Below are 19441 nucleotides of genomic sequence, written 5' to 3'. Positions count from 1 at the left end.
CCTCGACTTGTCGATTTATATCGTTCCGAAATAAAAGCCCCACCCCGGCAGCGAAAGCTGATTGCCGGTAACCGATCCGCTGTTAAGGGCGAAATTCGCATCCGAACGCCCGGGCAAGGTCACGGTTCGGGCATCGGGTGTCGTATTGAACACGCAGATGGTCCGGACCACGCCCGCCATCCGGGCATAGGCGATGACATTGTCATCGATATCGAGCATCTCGATATCGCCATCGATGATTTCCGGATGGATTTTGCGCCACGCCAGAAGATCACGATAGAAACTGCGCAGTGAATTGGGGTCATCCATCTGTTCGGCAACCGCAAGCACGCTGTGATCCTGCGGGACCGGAAGCCACGGCGCGTCACTTGTCGTGAAACCGCCATGCGGAATATTGGCATTCATCCACGGCATCGGGGTCCGGCAACCATCGCGCCCCTTGAATTCCGGCCACATTTCAATCCCGTAAGGATCCTGCAGCAATTCATAGGGGACGACGGCCTCTTCAAGGCCAAGTTCCTCCCCCTGATAGATGCAGGGCGTGCCACGCAATGTGGTGTAAAGGGCCGGGATCATGCGAAGGCGGGCATCATTATCGCCGCCCTTGTCCCTGCCCCAACGGGTCGCGACCCGGACGAAGTCATGGTTCGACACCGCCCAGCACGGCCAGCCATCACCAAGGACGTCAAACACATTGCGCAACATCCCGCGGATCAACGGCGTTTCAAGCGGGCTTTCCAGCAGATTGATCGTATAGGCCATGTGAAGTTTATCGCCCCCGGCGGTATATTCCGCCATGGTCGCCAGCGAATTGTCCGACCCGATTTCACCGACCGTCGTTGCCCCCGGATATTTATCGAGAACCGCGCGCAGCTTTTTAAGGAACACGATATTTTCCGGTCGCGTTTTGTCATAGACATGCATCTGGCGGGTATAGGGATTTTCCTTTGGGGCACCTTCGGGCCGGTGGGTACCCGGAACCCATGGCGGGTTATCGCGCAATTCCGCGTCATGGACATAGAAATTGGCGGTATCAAGCCGAAAACCATCCACCCCGCGACGCAGCCAGAATTCCACATCGTCAAGCAACTGGGCCTGCACATCCGGGTTATGGAAATTCAGGTCCGGCTGGCTAACCAGAAAGTTGTGCATGTAATATTGCTGCCGGGTGGTATCGAACTTCCATGCCGAACCCCCGAAGATCGACAGCCAGTTATTAGGTGGCGTGCCGTCGGGCTTGGGATCAGCCCAGACATACCAATCGGCCTTTGGATTATCGCGTGATGACCGGCTTTCCTTGAACCAGGCATGCTGATCGGAACTGTGCGACAGAACCTGATCTATGGTGACGCGCAGGCCAAGCGAATGGGCCTTTTCAACCAGATGGTCGAAATCGGCCAATGTCCCGAACATCGGATCGACATCGCGGTAATCCGCCACGTCATAGCCGAAATCCTTCATGGGCGAGGTAAAGAACGGCGACAGCCAGATGCCATCGACGCCCAAATCGGCAATGTAATCGAGTTTCTGGGTAATGCCGGGCAGATCACCAATGCCATCGCCATTGGAATCAAAGAAGCTGCGCGGATAGATTTGATACAGGACGCCACCGCGCCACCAGTCAGGATTTCCGGCCAAAGCCATTTAAGTCACCTTAGGTCATGTGGGACGAGAAGCCGCATCAGCCTTTGACAGCCCCGGCGGTCAGGCCGGACACGATGCGACGCTGGAAAATCAGAACCAGAACAATCAACGGAACCGTCACGATCACCGATGCCGCCATGATATTGCCCCATGGCATTTCAAACTGGCTGGCCCCGGAAATCAGGGCGATGGCAACCGGCACGGTGCGCTGTTCGTTCGTCAGGGTGAAGGTCAGGGCAAACAGGAATTCGTTCCATGCCATGATGAAGGCCAAAAGCCCGGTGGTGACCATCGCCGGCCACATAACCGGCAGGAACACGCGCGTGATCACGGTCCAGGGGCTGGCCCCATCCATCACGGCAGCTTCTTCAAGCTCGCGCGGTAATTCGCGCATGAAGGCGGTCAATATCCAGACCGTGAATGGCAGGGTCAGCATCATGTATGAAATCGCCAGCCCGAACATCGAATTATAAAGCCCGACGGCGCGGATCAGTTCGAACATGCCCGACAGCACCGCGACCTGCGGGAACATCGACACCGACAGGATCGTCACCAGCAACAGGCCACGCCCGGCGAATTTAACCCGTGCAAGCGCATAGGATGCCGTTACCCCCATCAGAAGCGACAGGGCCACGACCATCACACTGACAAAGATCGAATTGAAGATATTGCGGCCAAACGGCTGCCCTTCAAACACCGACAGATAGTTCGAAAAACTGAAACTTTCCGGCAGGTAATTGACGTCAAACAACGCCGATCCGGTTTCGAACGCGGTCAGGATCGCATAGTAAAACGGGAAGACGGCAAAGATCACGATCGCCGCCACCAGAAGATAGAACCCTGCCTTCATCATCAGGGATTTGACATTGCGGTTCATGTTAATGTCCCCCCTCGTCAAGCCGGACCCGGCCGATCATCATGTAGGCCATGATCGAAAAGGCGATCACCAGAAACAGCAGCGTTGATGCCGCCGAGCCATATCCGACTTCCTGAAAATCGACCAGAAGCTGCCGGGCATAGACCGACATGGTCATGGTGTTCGGATTGTTCGGCGTAAGAACATAAATCACGTCAAACACACGCAATGCATCAAGGGCACGGAAGATCACGGCGACCATCAATGCCGGTTTGATCAGCGGCAATGTCACCTTGAAAAACACCCGGATCGGATGAATACCATCGACACGGGCGGCCTCGTAACAGTCACTTGGCAGCATCTGGAGGGCCGCCAGTGTCAGAAGCGCCATGAACGGCGTGGTTTTCCAGACATCGACCATGATTACCGCGACCATTGCCGTATCGGGATTGGCTGTCCAGGCAACCGGCGATGCAATCAGCCCCAGTGACATCAGAAGATCATTGATGATGCCGAACTGGTCATGCAGCATCCAGTTCCACATCTTGGCCGATACAATCGTCGGGATCGCCCACGGGATCAGAACCGCCGCCCGAACCAGACCGCGCCCCTTGAATTCCTGATTAAGGACAAGGGCCACAATGATACCCAGCACCGTTTCAAGCGAAACCGAAATCACGGTGAAGTAAATCGTGTTCCAGACTGCCTGCCACCATTCCGGATCGGCCAGAAGGCCGAACGTCTCGCCGTCATAAACCGCATAGAAATTTTCAAAGCCGATAAAGCCATAATTGCCAAGGTCGGAAAGATTTGCATCGGTAAAACCGAAGATGAAAGTCCGCAGCAACGGCCAACCGGCCACTGCGGCAAGAATGACCAGCATCGGCGTTAAAAACAGCCATGCCGAACGCCGTCTTGCACGCGTCAGGGACGAAGCTTGCGCCATGGGAACCGCTCTTGATCTTGAAGGGGGATGATCGATCATGACCGCCATCCATCAAACCGGCCAAAGCAAAGCTGGTACGAAAACAGGATTGGAGCAACACCGGGAAAACAAGAGCCTCCCGGTGTTGCAAACCCTGTTTACCAGCCGGAACGTTTCACACGTTTCAGGTTGCGTTCAAGTCCGGTAATCGCCTGATCGGCGTTCTGCGATCCCGACAAGGATGCATGCACCGCCTGCCAGAACTCGCTTGATACCTGATTGTATTTCGAACCGGTCACCGTGGAGGGACGTGGTGCCGCACTGGTGAATGTTTCGTAAAGATCGCCAAAGAACGGGTTGGCTGAAAGGACTTCTTCGTCCTTGTAAAGATCGGCAATCGTCGGGTTATAGGACCCTTTGATCGCACGGCGTTTCTGTTCTTCGTAGGAGGTCAGGAACTTTACAAGATCGGCCGCCAGTTCCGGATTTTCCGAATATTTCGAAACTGACAACTGCCACCCGCCAAGGGCCGCCGCCGAACGGCCATCCGTGCTGCCCTTGGGCAGGGCGGCAACACCGACCTTGCCCTTGACCGGGCTGTCTGCCGAATTGGCCAATGCCCAGGCATAGGGCCAGTTGCGCATGAAAACCGAATTGCCTGACTGGAACACACCGCGCGCTTCTTCCTCGGCATAGCCTAGAACGCCTTCGGGGGAAATGGTGCCGACCCAGTTTGATGCGGTTTCAATCGCCTTTTTTGCCTGATCGTTATTGATCGAAATATCGCCATTCGGTTCGACCACCGAACCACCATTGAACGAAACCACCCATTCCAGCGCGTTACAGGTCAGCCCTTCATAGGCGCGGCCCTGAAACACATGGCCCCACATCTTGTCATTACCGGCCTTGCGTTCGCCTTCCTGAATTTTCTGAGCCGTCGCAGTCAGTTGTTCCCAGGTTTCAGGAACGCTTTCGCCATACTTTTCCAGCAGATCCTTGCGGTAATACAGCACGCCCGCATCCGTGTACCACGGCATTGCGACCAGCCGGTCTTCAAAGGTATTGTTGGTAACAATGGCCTCAAAGTGCTGCTTGGCTTCATCCGCCATGTATTCGTTAAGATCGATGAAGTGGTTGCCAAGAATCCCCGGCCAGATCACATCAATCTGGAACACGTCGATATCGGGTGATCCGGCAGCAAGAATCTGCTGATACAGCGCCAGTCGTTCGGTAGTCGAATTCGGGGTGGAAATTACCGCAACTTCGTTGCCGGTTTGCTTTGCCCATGCATCGACACCTTCCTGGCAAAGCGCAAGTTCCTGGCCGACGGCACCACAGGAAATAGAAATTTTTGCGGCATTGGCCGGTCCGGCCATCACGAAAGCTGCGCCAAGAACGCCCGCCGTTGCGAGCAGTTTTTTCATCAAGGTCATTGAGACCTCCCTAGGATGTTATCGGTTTTCCCATACAGCTTTTGGCAGCTGCTTTTGTTCGTTTTGATTGGTCTTTTTGTCCGGGTCGGGCGCCCGTACCGGAACCCCAGATGCAATCACCGGCTGCAATCTGTTTTGGTGATTGCTTCCCGGTGCAGAGCCGCCCGATTGAAAAAGGATACGCCTGATCGCACCTTTTCAAAGTGTCATATCCTTCAAAGGATGATACTATTCTGCAAATTCGCGGCGATCAGGACACGAATAGTAGGACGATATGCGGATCATTCAGGAACGGATCACGAATCCACAGGGATATAGCTGGGGCTATTTTCACTATGTCTGGGATGATTTTCGCTGCAACTGGCACCAGCACCCCGAATATGAAATGACCCTGACGCTCAACGCCAAAGGATCGCGGTTGATTGGCGATCATCGGCAGACGTTTGACGGGCTGGATTTCGCCATGGTCGGCCCCAACCTGCCCCATCTTTGGGAATGCAAACGCATTGATCCGTCCCGCCCGATCGAGGTTTATGTGCTTTGGCTGTCGCAGGAATGGGTGGAAAACCTCACGCGGGATTTTGTTGAATTTGCAGATTTCCACGAATTGTTTGCCCGTGCGCGCCGCGGTCTTTCCTTTCGCGATGAAACCGTGGAACAGGTTCGGGAAATCTGCCCGTACCTTGATGATGCCAAACCGCGGCGGCGCTTTATCCTGATGATCGAACTGCTTGAAGCCCTGCTTGCCGGGATCGACAAACCGCTGGCATCGGCCAATTTTGGCGGCGAAGCCGGGAAGAATAGCGAATCTATCCGGGTGGATCGCGCACTGGCCTTCATTCATGCCCATTACGCCGAACCGCTTCGGGTTTCATCGCTTGCCGATGTGGCAGGGGTCAGTGAAAGCAGTTTTTACCGGCTGTTCAAACGCTATACCGGGCGCAGTGTTGTCGAATATCTGAACGAATACCGGATTTCGCGGGCCTGCGTGCAGCTATCGCGCACCGATCTTCCGATCTATCAGATCGCCGAAAATAACGGCTTTAGCAATCTGTCTAACTTCAACCGGCGTTTTCGCCAGTATCGCGGAAAATCAGCCAGCGACTATCGCGAAAACATTCGCATTCACGGCCAGTTCCCCGATCACCCACCGATGCCCGATGCCCGCATCGGCGCCGTACCGGCCCGCCCGCTGCCAAGCGAGGTCGACGGTGTCCCGGACCGCCGCACAGCCATTCCGGCATCCGCCGCAGAATAGGTCCTGCGAAGCAATACGGAACATCTGGAATGCGACGATGTTCCGTTTTCCGTACTCCTATGGCCTACCTCCTTGAAGACTCGCGTAAAGCCGTTGTTTTCTGCGGGTTTTATTCGACCTGACACACAGTGTTCACCATCGATGTTCTCATTTTCAGCAGAAAAAAGAGAACATCGAGAACAAATAAATTTCATTTAAAAACATCAACTTAACAATTTAATCGACCTTTGTTCTAATTTTGTTCTTGTGAGAACAAAACGGGATCAGTATGGTTTCTTCAGACAGATTGAGGAGGACATAGCCATGATGAAGTTGCTTGAAAATCCGAACCGCCTAAACGAGCTTTGCAGCACGGTCGCCGTGGTCGGAAGCACCGGATTTTTCCTGTTCGTGATTGGACTGGGAATGGCGCAAACCCTTCGCGGTCTGATCTGATCAAAGCTCATACCTTTTACGAGACCCGGATGGACTTCCCATCCAGGGTGACGACCGGCAGGCAACCCCGCACCCATACCCTGTCCCGTCTGTCGGTCGTCCCTCTTCCATCGGTCCGGGTCACGTAAATTGTAACCTGCATATTACTTTCGTTATTCCGCGCTACTTGACGCTGCTGTTTCCCCGACAGCAGCGTTTTTCTTTGATTGGTTCTTTCGGACCTCGAGTCCCGCAGATACTATACCATTGCATAGATCAGGACGGATTTACCTCATCTTTCAGGGAAAAACTATTATTGCAACGCAACAACTTACGCTGCATTGCAAAATTTCACTCGACAGCACCCCGAATGTTGGTTTGAATCAAGGTGAAAAACGAAAGTTTGGAAATTCATCATACTTTTAGGCTATTGATTGAAACCTGAAGTATCGTAGGATTCTGATGAATTGCAGGATTTCTGTTTATCGTGATTTTGCGGTGTCTTAGCCCGCAATCAGCTGAACCCCGGATGGTCACCCGCAAAAAACGGCCGGACGCGGGTTCGGAACTTACGAAAATCAGAAGGCCTGCCCACCGGAAATCCTTTCGGAAAAATGCAGCCGGGGACCAACACGGTCGATGCACCCCACCACCGAACCTTTGCATCGCCGGGGAGTGAGAGATTAATGCTGTACCATCTCTATGAACTGCAGCACGCCACCATCAGTCCATTGCGGATGGCGGCAGATGCCAGCAAGAAGTGGCTGCGCAATCCGGTCAACCCGCTTGCCTATACCCATCAGGGCCGCGCGGCGGCCGCCGCGTTTGATGTGTTCACCCATATCACGCATCGTTATGGCAAGCCTGAATTTGGCCTTGATACCACGATCATCAATGGTGAAACCGTTGCCGTGACCGAGGAAATCGTTCACAGCGAACCGTTCTGCAATCTTTTGCATTTCAAACGCGAAACCGATCACCTTAAAAATCAGCCCGACGATCCGCGGCTTCTGATCGTGGCCCCGCTGTCAGGTCACTTCTCGACGCTTCTGCGCGGCACGGTCGAGGCATTACTGCCCGATCACGATGTTTACATCACCGACTGGATCGATGCGCGCACGGTGCCGGTGCATCTGGGTCATTTCGACCTTGATAGCTATATCGACTATGTCATGCAGTTCCTGCGCAAGCTGGGCCCTAATACGCATCTGATGGCAGTGTGCCAGCCATCCGTTCCGGTGGTTGCCGCCGTATCGCTAATGGCAGCAGGTAACGAGCCGTGCCAGCCGGCATCGATGACCCTGATGGGCGGCCCGGTCGATACGCGTGAAAACCCGACCGAGGTCAACAATTTCGCCAAACAGCACAGTCTGGACTGGTTTGAACGCCATGTCATTTCGCATGTACCGCTGCCCCATGCCGGTGTGATGCGCCGTGTTTATCCTGGCTTCATGCAGTTGGCCGGGTTCATGAGCATGAATTGGGACAAGCACGTTTCCGCCCACCACGAGATGTTCACCCATCTTGTCGAAGGCGACGGCGAAAGCGCCGATGCCAAGCGCAATTTCTATCATGAATATCTGGCCGTGATGGACATGAGTGCCGAGTTCTATCTTCAGACGCTGAAAGCCGTGTTCCACGAACATCAGCTGCCCGAAGGGACGATGCGCTGGCAGGGAGTTCCGGTTGAACCGTCCGCCATCACCAAGACCGCCCTTCTGACGGTCGAAGGTGAACGCGACGATATCACCGGCATGGGACAAACTCGTGCCGCGCACAAGCTTTGCAGCAATCTGCCCGATAATATGCGCATGCATCACATCCAGAAGGGCGTTGGTCATTACGGCGTGTTTAACGGCCGTCGCTGGCGCGAACAGATCAGCCCGCGGATCAAGGATTTCATCCGCCGCCACGACCAGCAGGGCAAAGGCCGCCAAAGCGCGCCCGACATGACCCGGATCGAAGCCGCCGAATAGGCAGCGCCCCGATCCTCGGATGAATAGAACACTCAAAAGCCGCCCTTATCCGGGGCGGCTTTTGGCTTTGATGCCTGAGACGGGGGATATGGGGATGTGTTCCTGCCCCGATCATCAGTCAGCTTGACGTCAAAAGCGCGGCCGAATCCGGCCATTGACGATTTCGCCACCATAGGTCCCGTCGCCATAGGCATATTGTTCAACCGGATGCAGTGTATCGACCAGATGCTGATAGACCGCAGACGCCGATGCTTCCCATGCACTGATCGATCCGATCACGACAGGATACGCCCCACCATCCAGCAATCCGATTGCCGTATCGATATCGTCATTGGTCACCGCGTTATTCCCATCGCGCACTGGCAGATGCACACCGATGACCTCATTGTTCTTGATTGCCATGATCCCGATGCACGATGAAAAGCCGGTAAACATGATCTGAGCCGCTTTGCCCCATTCCCGTTCGGCGATGGCTTCGGTATCGGCGGCCTGGCTAAAAACATATGGCATTGGATTGTCCCTGATTTGCGAAAGATAAAGGATAACTGACGCATCTGAGACGGGTGTAATCCGTTACTGTGACAATCCATAAACCAACACGGTTTTCCCTACGTAAAACAGACAGGATAGAAAACCAGATCGGGGATCAGATCATGTCGATACCACCCGCCCCCAAACTGCAAAGTTTTGATGCTGCCAGCATCGCAATTGTAATCGGGGCAACCGGCGGCATCGGCCGGGCCTTTGTGAAACATCTTCGCGATTGTGGCCGGTTCGATGGTGTGATCGAACTATCGCGCGGCACCCAGCCAGCCATTGATTTTGCCGATCCCGGCAGCATCGAAACTGCCGCCGCCTTTGTTCGTGATAAGGCATCTGCCAAGAACCAATCCGTTCGCCTGATCATCGATGCCACCGGTTATCTGCATGACGAGGTATTTCAGCCGGAAAAATCATTGCGCCAGATCGATGCCGATTACATGGCGAAATCGTTTCTGATCAACGCCATTGGCCCGGCTTTGCTGATGAAGCATTTCACGCCGTTATTGCCGCGCGACGGCAAATCGGTATTTGCCACCTTGTCGGCAAAGGTCGGTAGCATCGGCGATAATCGGATGGGCGGCTGGTACGGTTATCGTGCCGCAAAGGCCGCATTGAACCAGTTGGTCAAATGCACCGCCATCGAACTTGCACGCAGCAAACGCAATGCCATCTGCATCGCCTTGCATCCTGGCACGGTTGATACCGGCCTTTCGGGCCCGTTTGCCAAATCGGGGCTAAATATACAAAGCCCCGATTTAGCAACGGCCAATATGTTGATGGTGATTGACGGGCTGCAACCATCACAAAGCGGCGGTTTCTTTGCCTATGATGGTAGCGAATTACCTTGGTAAAGCTGCAAAAACATCAATCAAACAGCCCCTTCAACAAGGCGTGCTGTAACAGAATGACGGTTTTGGCATCCCTGATACGACCATCCGCGATCATGGCCAGTGCGTCCTTGAAGGGCACTTCAAGCACGTGGATATCCTCGCCCTCTTCATGCAAGCCGCCGCCCTCGCCCGCGCGGTGGTTGCTTGTGACTTCGGCCACGAACAGGTGCAGGCGTTCGGTGACCGAACCGGGGCTCATGAACAGATCAAATACCTTTTGCGGTTTGCCGATCTTGTAGCCGGTTTCTTCTTGGACCTCTGCAATCACGGCGGATGCCGGATCACGGTCGTCAAGCAAACCCGCCGGAACTTCGATCAGCATGCCGTTTTCATGGCCGTTCACGAAGGATGGTAGACGAAATTGCCGTGTCAGGATCACGGTGCCAGCCCCGCGATTATAAAGCAGGATGCCCGCCCCGTTGCCCCGGTCATAGGCTTCGCGTTGCTGATGCTGCCATTCGCCGTTGCTTCGGCGCAGATCAAAGCTGACGCGGTACAGATGATACCAGTTATCCGACAGGCATTCGATGTTCTGAACGCGGATATCGTCGTTTTCCGGCAAGTTCCAACCTTTGGGAAGCTCTGTCATGTCAAAATATCCGTTAGCGGTTCAGAAATGCAGACAGGGTCAGCAATACCGCATCGGGTTTTTCGGCATGAACCCAATGGCCTGCGCCCTTGATGCTGGTAAAGGCCGCCTTGGGAAACAGCGACTTGATGTGATCACGATCCTTGGGGTCGACATAATGCGAATTGGCCCCGGATATGAACAGCACATCGCGATCAAAACTGCCATTGGCCGTTTCGGGCCAGCCGGTGATATCGGAAAGGTGGTTTGCCATGGCATCGATATTGACCTGCCATGACATTTTGCCGGTTTCCTTGTCGGTCGCGACATTCTGTGCCAGGAACTGACGCACGCCCTTTTCCGAAACGCCACTGACAAGTGCGTCTTCGACTTCGGCGCGCCGCGATACTGCATCGAAATCCACCGACTTCATGGCACTGATATAGTCGGTATAGTCATGGTCATAGGTCACAGGCGCAATATCAACCACAACCAGATCGGCCACCAGATCGGCATCCTGTGACAGGGTCAGCACCATTGATGCCTTACCCCCCATCGAATGTCCGATCAGGTGAACCGGACCATTGGCAACATCCCGGATCAGCTCGGCGATGTCCGATGCCATCGCCGCGTAGGTCATGTTCGCATCCCACTCAGACCGGCCATGATTGCGCAGATCGGCGGTAATCACATGATATTTTTCCGCCAGACGCCGGGCGATGGCGGTCCAGTTACGCGCCTGCCCGAACAGCCCATGCAGGATCACAAGCGTACCATTGTCACGGTTTTCTTCGCCAAAGGCATAATGGGCAAGTTTCATCAGGCACGCTCCGCAATCGGGTTATCTGGTTATTCCCTTTAATAGCGGGACCGGACGATGGCGTGAAGCCCTGTGGTGGGGATGGGAATCAAAACACCCCCGCATGGGAGGAATGCGGGGGTGTTTTTGGGTCATTCGACCCGGTATTCATCGCCAAGCGTTAAGCTTAGGCACCAGCCGGACGGCCACCCGGAAGGCGGTTACCGCCAAACAGGGAAGCAATTTTGCGGGCCAAAGTAACAACGGCTTTGCGGATCGCCTGAGCACGGAGTTTTTCGGCTTCGCGCTGCAGCGTGGTCAGATCGTAATCACCATAACGACGCATGGCTTTATCCTTTCCATAACAGGCGGAGCTATGTGCGCTCCGGTTTCGCGTTGATTTGTTCTGAAGCCGGTGTACGCCTGTTTATTCGATCCGACGAGACGAGTTTTTTCACCTCACCCATGCATTTGACGCATATCCAGACACAAGTTCGTCATAATCATTTCATGCGAAAGACGCATGATTGTCTCATGACAAATAAACCATTCAACTTGAACGAAATTTTCCCCGACCCGTTTTACACAGTTCAAACACAATCCGAACAGGCCGGATCAATTAGACCTCTATCCTTTGCATATAAAGGGATTGAGGCAGATCAAACAGGGCGATTTCGATGCTTAAAGCGGGGTCTTAAATGGCAATTTGCCGACAAATCGGTTTTAAATTGCAGACTCGATTCCTGGAATCGCGCACCGTTCAATTTTGCATGGCTGATTAAGAAATCGGAGAACGGCAATAGCGGTGCGCATAATTGCCGTTATGCGATCTTCAAATTATCTTACGAAAGTCAGCGAATATTCGCGGGTTCAACCCAGTGCATAATTCAGATATTTGGGTTCAAGATATTCTTCCAGCCCCCAATGACCGCCTTCGCGGCCCTGTCCGCTTTCCTTCACGCCGCCAAATGGTGCACCTTCGTGGGACGTGGTGCCATCATTGATGCCAACCACCCCGGTTTCAAGCCCATCGGCAATCCGCTGGATACGGCCGATATCGCGACTGAAAAGATAGGATGACAGACCGGCACGTACCCGGTTGGAAAGTTCGATCACCTCGGCCTCGGTCCTGAAACGATAGACCGGTGCCACCGGGGCAAACAGTTCTTCGTTGAAGCAATCGGCGTCAAGGGGCACATCCGTTATGACAAGCGGCCGGATGAAATGGCCATCTTCGGGGCGGTCAGCACCGTAATGCAGGGTCGCGCCACGTTTTTTCGCATCATCGATCAATCGTTCAACTTTTGCCACCGCCTGACGATTGATCAGCGGGCCAATATCCGTACCGGGAATGAAGCCGTTGCCGATGGTCTGCGCATGACTTGCCGCGATGAATTTTTCGACAAAGCTTTCATAAACCCCGTCCTGCACGAAAATGCGGTTGGCACAAACGCAGGTCTGGCCGCTGTTGCGGAATTTGGAAATCATGGCCCCAGCCACAGCGGCATCGATGTCGGCATCATCCATCACGATGAAAGGCGCATTGCCGCCCAGTTCAAGCGACAGTTTCTTGACCGTCGGCGCACATTGCACCATCAGCCGTTTGCCGACCTCGGTAGAGCCGGTGAAGGACAGCATCCGTACGCGCGGATCCCCGGTCAGAGCCTCACCAATCGGCATGGGTTGGCCGGTCACAACGTTAAACACTCCGGCTGGGAAACCGGCCATTTCGGCAAGCTTGGCGGCGGCCAGTGCCGAAATCGGGGTATCTTCGGCTGGTTTGACAACAATTGTGCACCCCGCCGCCAGTGCCGGGGCACATTTGCGCACCACCATCGTCAACGGGAAGTTCCATGGCGTGATCGCCGCCACAACACCCACGGGATGCTTTTGCACAACCACGCGCCGGTCACGCTGGGTCGCGGGCATGGTTTGCCCATAAGCGCGTTTAGCTTCCTCGGCATACCATTCGGCATAGGCAATGGCGCCGACGACTTCGCGCAAGGCCTGATCATAGGGTTTACCCTGTTCAAGCGTGACCAGGGCGGCCAGATCATCCTGATACTGTTCCAGAAGGTCGCGCCAACGTTTAAGGTAACCGGATCGTTCCTTTGCCAGCATGCGCGACCATGCCGGAAACGCCGCATCGGCGGCATCAATCGCGCGCCTTGCCTCGGAAGTGCGCGTGAAGGGCACATCGCCGATAACCTTGCCAGTTGCCGGATCATACACATCAATGGCTTCGCGCGAATCAGCACGCGCCCATTCGCCATTGATGAATGCCTTATCAAGGTTCCAGTCGGCGATCAGCTTGCGGGCGCGCGATCTGCCCTCACGAATGGCGGTTTGGCTGGCATCGGGGGCGGCGTTGGACACAGCGGACATTTGGGGGCGTTTCCTTGTGCACGTCATTTACAATAATTTATTCGGTGATCACGCGGTTGTGATTCCGAATTTCGGGGCGCAATTGGGAGACTAAGCGCAGCGGCAAGTCATAGGCAACAACGCTTATGACCTTAATATAAGAATTAAAACAGCCGGGGCAGCACGCCAGTGCCCCGGATCCGTCAGAGAGTTTCGAAGAGACAACCAACGAGAGAGCCATGAAGCATATTGTGACCGCAGGTTTGATGACCGCATCCCTCGCCCTTGGTCTGGGGGCATTTGGAACTGCACAGGCCGACGAGGCAATGGATAATGAAGCCGTTCAAACCCGTCAGATGCTGATGGATGGCATCGGTGGTGCGATGGGGACACTTGGCTGCTACATGAAGGGCCAGTGCGAACTGCCCGATGGTGTGATCCGCAACCTTGCCAATGGCATTGCGTTTTCCGCCACTGCCGCCCCGGCCGCGTTCGAACCCAATACAGCCGACGCATCGGTAAAAACAACCGCCAAACCGGATGTCTGGACAAACTGGGACGATTTTTCGGGCCGTTTCCCGGAAATGAAAACCGCGGCGATGAACCTTGCGGCCGCAGCCGGTGACAAGGGCGCAATGGGTGCCGCCCTTGGCGAACTTGGCAAATCCTGCAAAGGCTGCCACGACGAATACCGTTCGAAGTAACAGATCGAAGATGCCGGGCACGAGCAAGCTCGGACATCCCCGAAAGGCCCTGTCACCCCCCCCTGCTGCCCTCCCCCGGCGGCACGACAGGAAAAACCTTTCGGGGATTTCTTTATCAGCGCGCCAGCGTGACCATCCCCCACACCGCCAGACCACAAACCACGAGAATCGCAATCCCGAGGACCGGGGAGGCAAAGCGGATTTGCATGAAGCCGGTGGCCATGCTTTCGGGGACTTTGCGTACACCCGTGATCATTGCACCGATCAGGTTTTCGCGCTTGATCATCAGATAGAAGATCGCTGCCAGAACATGCAGTGCCACCGCGGCGTAAATCAGATTGATATTGGTGTGGTGAATGAAATTCATCGTGCTGGCGACATCGGAACTGACATAGGCAACCAGCGGACCGTCAAAGAACAGGAAGGTATCCTCGCTGGTGAAAAGGCCGCTTATTGCCTGTATCGCCACGAGCAGGATCAGCACCACAACCATCCAGCCCCCGGCCGGATTATGCCCCGGATAGGTAAGATCATGCACCGACCCGTTGGGCAGTTTGCGCATATAGCCGATCACCCTGGCAGGACCGGCAAGGAAACCTGAAAACCGGGCATTGGAACTGCCGACAAAGCCCCAGATGATGCGAAACAGCACCAGCGCCAATACGCTGTATCCGGAAAGAGCGTGGATATCGATCATGACTTCCTGATTGGACCACCAGGATGTCACAATCGCGATCACCAGTGCCCAGTGAAACAGGCGAACGGGAAAATCCCAAAGCCGGACGGTCTTTTGTGGTTCTGAGTTTTGCGATTCGGTTTCGGCGCTCATTGGCAGGTCCCCTCTTTCTGCTTTTAGCGGTCATATCATACCTGTAAAGGATGATGCCCCGATCCGGACAAAAGTGCAGGTCAAATTCCGTTTATCACAGCAAAAAATGTGGAAAATCTGCTTGTTGAGATATTTCAAGTTTGCAAATCATTATCACAAGCAGTAACAATTACCCGGAAGCATAACGGGCTATGCCCTTGGCTCACCTTCAGGGACAGATGGGAACTCCTATGAAATTCGTTAAAATTCTCGGGATGGCTGCACTGGCAACCACCCTTGGCGCACAGGCATATGCCGCGCCAAGCGCAAAAGACGTCCTGACCACCTATGCCGATATTGCACATGCCGGTTACGAAGATTCGCTCATCACCGCAAAACAGCTCCAGACCGCTGTTGATGCGCTGGTGTCCAATCCGTCGCAGGCGACTTTTGATGCTGCGAAATCCGCATGGCTGGCCTCACGCGTGCCGTATCAGCAGACCGAAGTTTACCGTTTCGGCAATGCGATTGTTGATGACTGGGAAGGCAAGGTTAACGCATGGCCGCTTGACGAAGGTCTGATCGACTATGTCGAAACCGACCTTTACGGCGAAGAAAACGAAGAAAACCCGGCTTATACCGCCAATGTCGTTGCCAATCCGAGCCTGAGCATTTCCGGTGAAACCATCGATGCATCAACCATCGATGCCGCACTGATCGAAAGCCTGCATGAGATTGACGACGTTGAAAGCAACGTTGCAACCGGCTACCACGCCATTGAATTCCTTCTGTGGGGTCAGGATCTGAACGGAACCGAAGCCGGTGCCGGTGCACGCGCATGGACCGACTATGCCAAGGGCGATGCCTGCACCAATGGCAATTGCGACCGTCGCGGTGCGTATCTTCAGGCCGCAACCGACCTTATGGTTTCGGACCTTGAATGGATGACCGCACAGTGGACGGATGGTGGCGAAGCACGTGCAACCGTTCTTGAAGGTGACGGCGTTCCGGGCCTGACCGCGATTGTGACCGGCATGGGCTCGCTGTCTTATGGCGAACTCGCGGGTGAGCGCACCAAGCTTGGCCTGCTGCTGCATGATCCGGAAGAAGAGCATGACTGCTTCTCGGACAACACCCACAACTCGCACTACTATGACGCGTTGGGCATCCAGAACGTTTATCTTGGCCGTTATACCCGTGTTGACGGGTCGGTCGTCGAAGGCGCATCGCTTTCGGATATGGTTGCCGCCAAGGATGAAGGCCTTGATACCGAACTGCGTGCCAAACTGGCAGCATCGGTTCTGGCCGGTAAGGCCATGGTCAGCCGCGCACAGGCAGGCGAGCATTTCGACCAGCTGATCGCAATGGACAATGAAGACGGCAATGCCGTTGTTCAGACCTTTGTCGATGCGCTTGTTGATCAGACCAAATCGATCGAACAGATCGTTGCCGCGATTGGCGTTGACGGGATCGAGTTCGAAGGTTCGGACAGCCTTGACAATCCGACCTCGATCAATTGATCAGATACGATCCGCATTCGGGGTCATGCCCCAAATGAGTCCGACGGCGGGGGAATTTTTCTCCCGCCGTTTCGCTTTTACGATTAGAAAAATTCCATGCAGTTTCCCGCCATGCGCCTTTCCCGTTTCATGATCGCGACCGCCCTTGTCTTCGGGGCCATGACACCGGCATTTGCCGATGAAACCATACCCGCCGATGCCCTGCCGGGCGGGGCGACCACCTGGCAAAAGAAAACCGGACGAATGGCATTCACCCATCATTCGGCCAATATGACCTTTGAAAAGCGGCTTGATTTCAAGCTTGGCGAGGCCCTTTTTCAAAGGCTTTGGGTAACCGCCCCAACGCGCACCAAGGCAGCAGACGGTTTGGGGCCGCTGTTTAATTCACGGGCCTGCAACGGGTGCCATATCAGAAATGGCCGCGGCCATCCGGTTGATGAAGATGATCCGTCTGCCGGGGCGACGTCGATGTTGTTGCGCCTGTCGATCCCGCCACAAAATGATGCGGATCGGGAATTACTGGCGTCAGGCCATGCATCCACCCTGCCCGATCCGGTTTATGGCGGCCAGTTTCAGGATTTTTCGATCCCGACCGTTCAAGCCGAAGGCAAGGTCACCGTCAGTTATGACATGCAAACCGTCGAACTAGCCGATGGCACCAAAGTCGAATTGCGCCATCCGACCTATGGCATGCGCGATCTGGCTTATGGGCCATTGCACGACGATGTGATGATTTCACCGCGCATTGCCCCGCCAATGATCGGGCTTGGGCTTCTGGAAGCCATTCCCGATGAAGTACTGCTTGCGAGCGCTGATCCGGAAGATCATGACGACGATGGCATATCGGGCCGGGTCAACCGGGTTTGGGATATTGCAAAGGATGAGCTTGCCATCGGGCGGTTTGGCTGGAAGGCCGGAATGCCAAGCCTTGATCAGCAGAACCAGAATGCATTCCAGTTCGATATCGGCCTTTCAACCCCACAATATCCCAACGGATACGGTGACTGCACCGAAGCCCAGACACTGTGCCGTGGTGCGCCGGATGGTAATGATCCGGAATTTGACAATCTGGAAGCGCACGGGCAGATCACCGACCTTGTGCTTTATTACACCCGTAACATAGCCCCGCCGATGCGACAAAACGTATCCGATCCGGAGGTGATCGCAGGGCGTGAGATTTTCAATTCAATCGGTTGCGGAGCCTGCCACACGCCAAGCTATCAATTGCCCGAACGGACTGATCTGGCGGAACAATCCGGGCAAGTGATCTGGCCGTATAGCGACCTGTTATTGCACGATATGGGTGCCGGGCTTGCCGACAACCGGCCTGAAGCCGAGGCCAGCGGAACGGAATGGCGCACCCCGCCCCTTTGGGGATTGGGCCGCGCGAAGGAAATTGATCCACGTGCCGGATACCTGCATGACGGGCGGGCGCGCAACATTCTGGAAGCAATATTGTGGCACGGGGGAGAGGCAAAACCCGCGCGTGACGCCGTCACATTCTTGCCATCATCGGATCGCAGCAAGTTGATCGCGTTTTTGAATTCTTTATAAGCGTTATTTTATAAAAGCCTTACTGTTCGGGGGATATCATGCCTTTCCTGTTTCGCACTCGCAAAGCCGCCCTTTTGGGGGTATCTGCCTTGCTGATGGTGGGACTGGCACCGCCCGGCGCGCGCGCCGATATCCCCGATGAAAATTACCGCCCGGTGCTTGAACATCTTCTGGGTGAGGTCATGCCGCCCAAGCTTGATGCGCTGCATGACGCCACAACAAACCTGTCCGATGAAATGAATGATTTCTGTGCCGAGCCCGATCAGGATGGCTTGGACGAGGTGCGCGAAGATTTCCACGCAGCCATGGATATCTGGCAGGAAGTGCAGCCGTGGCGCATGGGACCGCTGATTGCCAATGGCCGTGATCAGCATATCGAATACTGGCCTGACAAACATGGTACGGCGACAAGGCAGTTCCGCAAACTGATGTTTGACAAGCCCGCGATCTATACCGACCGGGAAAAAATCGCTGATACCAGTGCCGCCTTGCAGGGTTTTCCTGCGCTTGAGCAGGTCCTGTTTGACGATAAGCTGTCACCCAAGCTTCTGGACGATGACGAGGATGGCGTATTCCTGTGTGGGTATGGCGGGGCCGTCGGCGCCAATCTGGCACGCATGGCCGGTGAACTGGTTGATGAATGGCCGGCATTTGCCCAAGGCATGATCGAAGCCGGTCCTGACAGCATGGATTACCCGGATGCCAAATTTGCCGCGACCGACCTTTATCGTGCGCTTCACGAAGGACTTCTGATCATTGTCAGTCAGAAACTTGGCCGACCGCTTGGCGACGGACCGAAGGATGGCAAAGCCAACCGCGCCGAAAGCCCGACTTCCGAACGATCCCTGCGCAATATCGAACATAACCTGACCGGGCTGTTTGCGATTTATGACGGCAAGTGGGGCGATACCGGCGAAGAAGGCAAAGGCCTTTCGGCCCTGATTGATAGCAGCCTTCTGGATCGATCCTTCCGGCTGAACTGGCAGACCATGTCAGACGGACTTGATCAGTTGCCTGCCTCGATTGTCGAGTTGCTTGATCAGCCCGATGGCTATCAGAAACTATCAGATTTCGCCGATCAGGTCAGTTTTGTGAATACGCTGGTTGAGGGCGACGTTGGCGGTACGACGCAATTGGGCGGCGGTTTTAACGCGCTTGATGGCGACTAGGCGAACAGGAGTTCAA

The 19441-nt window shown here is 54.9% G+C and carries 18 protein-coding genes; 8 read left to right on the top strand and 10 right to left on the bottom strand.

Annotated elements, in window-relative coordinates; all coding sequences use genetic code 11:
- Nucleotides 1-15: 15 nt before the first annotated feature.
- The 4 genes from BC440_RS14695 to BC440_RS14680 form a co-directional block, all read right to left on the bottom strand.
- Nucleotides 16-1644, bottom strand: coding sequence for an alpha-glucosidase (locus tag BC440_RS14695; protein WP_071240376.1), 1629 nt, complete (start codon nt 1642-1644; stop codon nt 16-18).
- A gap of 37 nt (nt 1645-1681) precedes the next feature.
- Entirely contained in the window at nt 1682-2521 is an 840-nt protein-coding gene (locus BC440_RS14690) for a carbohydrate ABC transporter permease (RefSeq protein WP_062952569.1), read from the bottom strand.
- 1 nt (nt 2522) lies between these two features.
- Nucleotides 2523-3446, bottom strand: a complete 924-nt coding sequence (locus tag BC440_RS14685; protein WP_007090837.1) for a sugar ABC transporter permease — start codon at nt 3444-3446, stop codon at nt 2523-2525.
- A 137-nt stretch (nt 3447-3583) separates the two neighbouring features.
- Nucleotides 3584-4858 (bottom strand): ABC transporter substrate-binding protein, encoded by a 1275-nt coding sequence (locus tag BC440_RS14680; RefSeq protein WP_210766360.1) that lies wholly within the window; start codon nt 4856-4858, stop codon nt 3584-3586.
- A gap of 274 nt (nt 4859-5132) precedes the next feature.
- On the opposite strand from BC440_RS14680, the gene BC440_RS14675 reads away from it, so the two are divergent.
- The 3 genes from BC440_RS14675 (at nt 5133) to phaZ (ending at nt 8506) form a co-directional block, all read left to right on the top strand.
- Nucleotides 5133-6116, top strand: a complete 984-nt coding sequence (locus BC440_RS14675; RefSeq protein ID WP_063093475.1) for an AraC family transcriptional regulator — start codon at nt 5133-5135, stop codon at nt 6114-6116.
- A gap of 303 nt (nt 6117-6419) precedes the next feature.
- Entirely contained in the window at nt 6420-6551 is a 132-nt protein-coding gene (locus BC440_RS23645) for a hypothetical protein (protein ID WP_255356831.1), read from the top strand.
- A 665-nt stretch (nt 6552-7216) separates the two neighbouring features.
- Nucleotides 7217-8506, top strand: a complete 1290-nt coding sequence (phaZ, locus tag BC440_RS14670; protein ID WP_037992408.1) for a polyhydroxyalkanoate depolymerase — start codon at nt 7217-7219, stop codon at nt 8504-8506.
- Nucleotides 8507-8635: 129 nt separating this feature from the next.
- Here the strand turns inward: phaZ and BC440_RS14665 are convergent, their stop codons facing one another.
- Nucleotides 8636-9016: a hypothetical protein gene (locus tag BC440_RS14665; RefSeq protein WP_071240375.1), complete on the bottom strand. Its 381-nt coding sequence runs from the start codon at nt 9014-9016 to the stop codon at nt 8636-8638.
- A gap of 143 nt (nt 9017-9159) precedes the next feature.
- On the opposite strand from BC440_RS14665, the gene BC440_RS14660 reads away from it, so the two are divergent.
- Nucleotides 9160-9900 (top strand): SDR family NAD(P)-dependent oxidoreductase, encoded by a 741-nt coding sequence (locus BC440_RS14660; RefSeq protein ID WP_071240374.1) that lies wholly within the window; start codon nt 9160-9162, stop codon nt 9898-9900.
- Nucleotides 9901-9913: 13 nt separating this feature from the next.
- On the opposite strand, the gene BC440_RS14655 is transcribed toward BC440_RS14660, so the two are convergent.
- The 4 genes from BC440_RS14655 to BC440_RS14645 all read right to left on the bottom strand — a co-directional run bounded on the left by BC440_RS14655 (nt 9914) and on the right by BC440_RS14645 (nt 13691).
- Nucleotides 9914-10528, bottom strand: coding sequence for an NUDIX domain-containing protein (locus BC440_RS14655; RefSeq protein WP_071240373.1), 615 nt, complete (start codon nt 10526-10528; stop codon nt 9914-9916).
- Nucleotides 10529-10541: 13 nt separating this feature from the next.
- The gene (locus BC440_RS14650; RefSeq protein WP_071240372.1) at nt 10542-11327 is read right to left on the bottom strand and encodes an alpha/beta fold hydrolase; all 786 of its coding nucleotides are present in this window, start codon (nt 11325-11327) and stop codon (nt 10542-10544) included.
- Between the two features lie 166 nt (nt 11328-11493).
- Entirely contained in the window at nt 11494-11652 is a 159-nt protein-coding gene (locus BC440_RS23190) for a hypothetical protein (RefSeq protein WP_156484639.1), read from the bottom strand.
- 524 nt (nt 11653-12176) lie between these two features.
- Nucleotides 12177-13691 (bottom strand): NAD-dependent succinate-semialdehyde dehydrogenase, encoded by a 1515-nt coding sequence (locus BC440_RS14645; RefSeq protein WP_247643578.1) that lies wholly within the window; start codon nt 13689-13691, stop codon nt 12177-12179.
- A gap of 218 nt (nt 13692-13909) precedes the next feature.
- Here BC440_RS14645 and BC440_RS14640 point away from each other — a divergent pair, with 218 nt between their 5' ends.
- Nucleotides 13910-14374: a cytochrome c gene (locus BC440_RS14640; RefSeq protein ID WP_071240371.1), complete on the top strand. Its 465-nt coding sequence runs from the start codon at nt 13910-13912 to the stop codon at nt 14372-14374.
- A 115-nt stretch (nt 14375-14489) separates the two neighbouring features.
- On the opposite strand, the gene BC440_RS14635 is transcribed toward BC440_RS14640, so the two are convergent.
- Entirely contained in the window at nt 14490-15203 is a 714-nt protein-coding gene (locus BC440_RS14635; RefSeq protein WP_071240370.1) for a cytochrome b/b6 domain-containing protein, read from the bottom strand.
- 230 nt (nt 15204-15433) lie between these two features.
- Between BC440_RS14635 and BC440_RS14630 the strand changes: the two genes are divergently transcribed.
- The 3 genes from BC440_RS14630 to BC440_RS14620 all read left to right on the top strand — a co-directional run bounded on the left by BC440_RS14630 (nt 15434) and on the right by BC440_RS14620 (nt 19425).
- Entirely contained in the window at nt 15434-16702 is a 1269-nt protein-coding gene (locus tag BC440_RS14630) for an imelysin family protein (protein WP_071240369.1), read from the top strand.
- A 96-nt stretch (nt 16703-16798) separates the two neighbouring features.
- Nucleotides 16799-18256 (top strand): di-heme oxidoredictase family protein, encoded by a 1458-nt coding sequence (locus BC440_RS14625; RefSeq protein WP_071240368.1) that lies wholly within the window; start codon nt 16799-16801, stop codon nt 18254-18256.
- Between the two features lie 38 nt (nt 18257-18294).
- On the top strand, nt 18295-19425 hold the full coding sequence (locus BC440_RS14620) for an imelysin family protein (protein ID WP_071240367.1): 1131 nt from the start codon (nt 18295-18297) through the stop codon (nt 19423-19425).
- Nucleotides 19426-19441 lie beyond the last annotated feature (16 nt).

This window comes from Thalassospira sp. MIT1004 (assembly GCF_001858545.1).
GTDB classification, from domain to species: Bacteria; Pseudomonadota; Alphaproteobacteria; order Rhodospirillales; family Thalassospiraceae; genus Thalassospira; species Thalassospira xiamenensis.
This window is presented reverse-complemented; position numbering and strand designations above follow the sequence as displayed.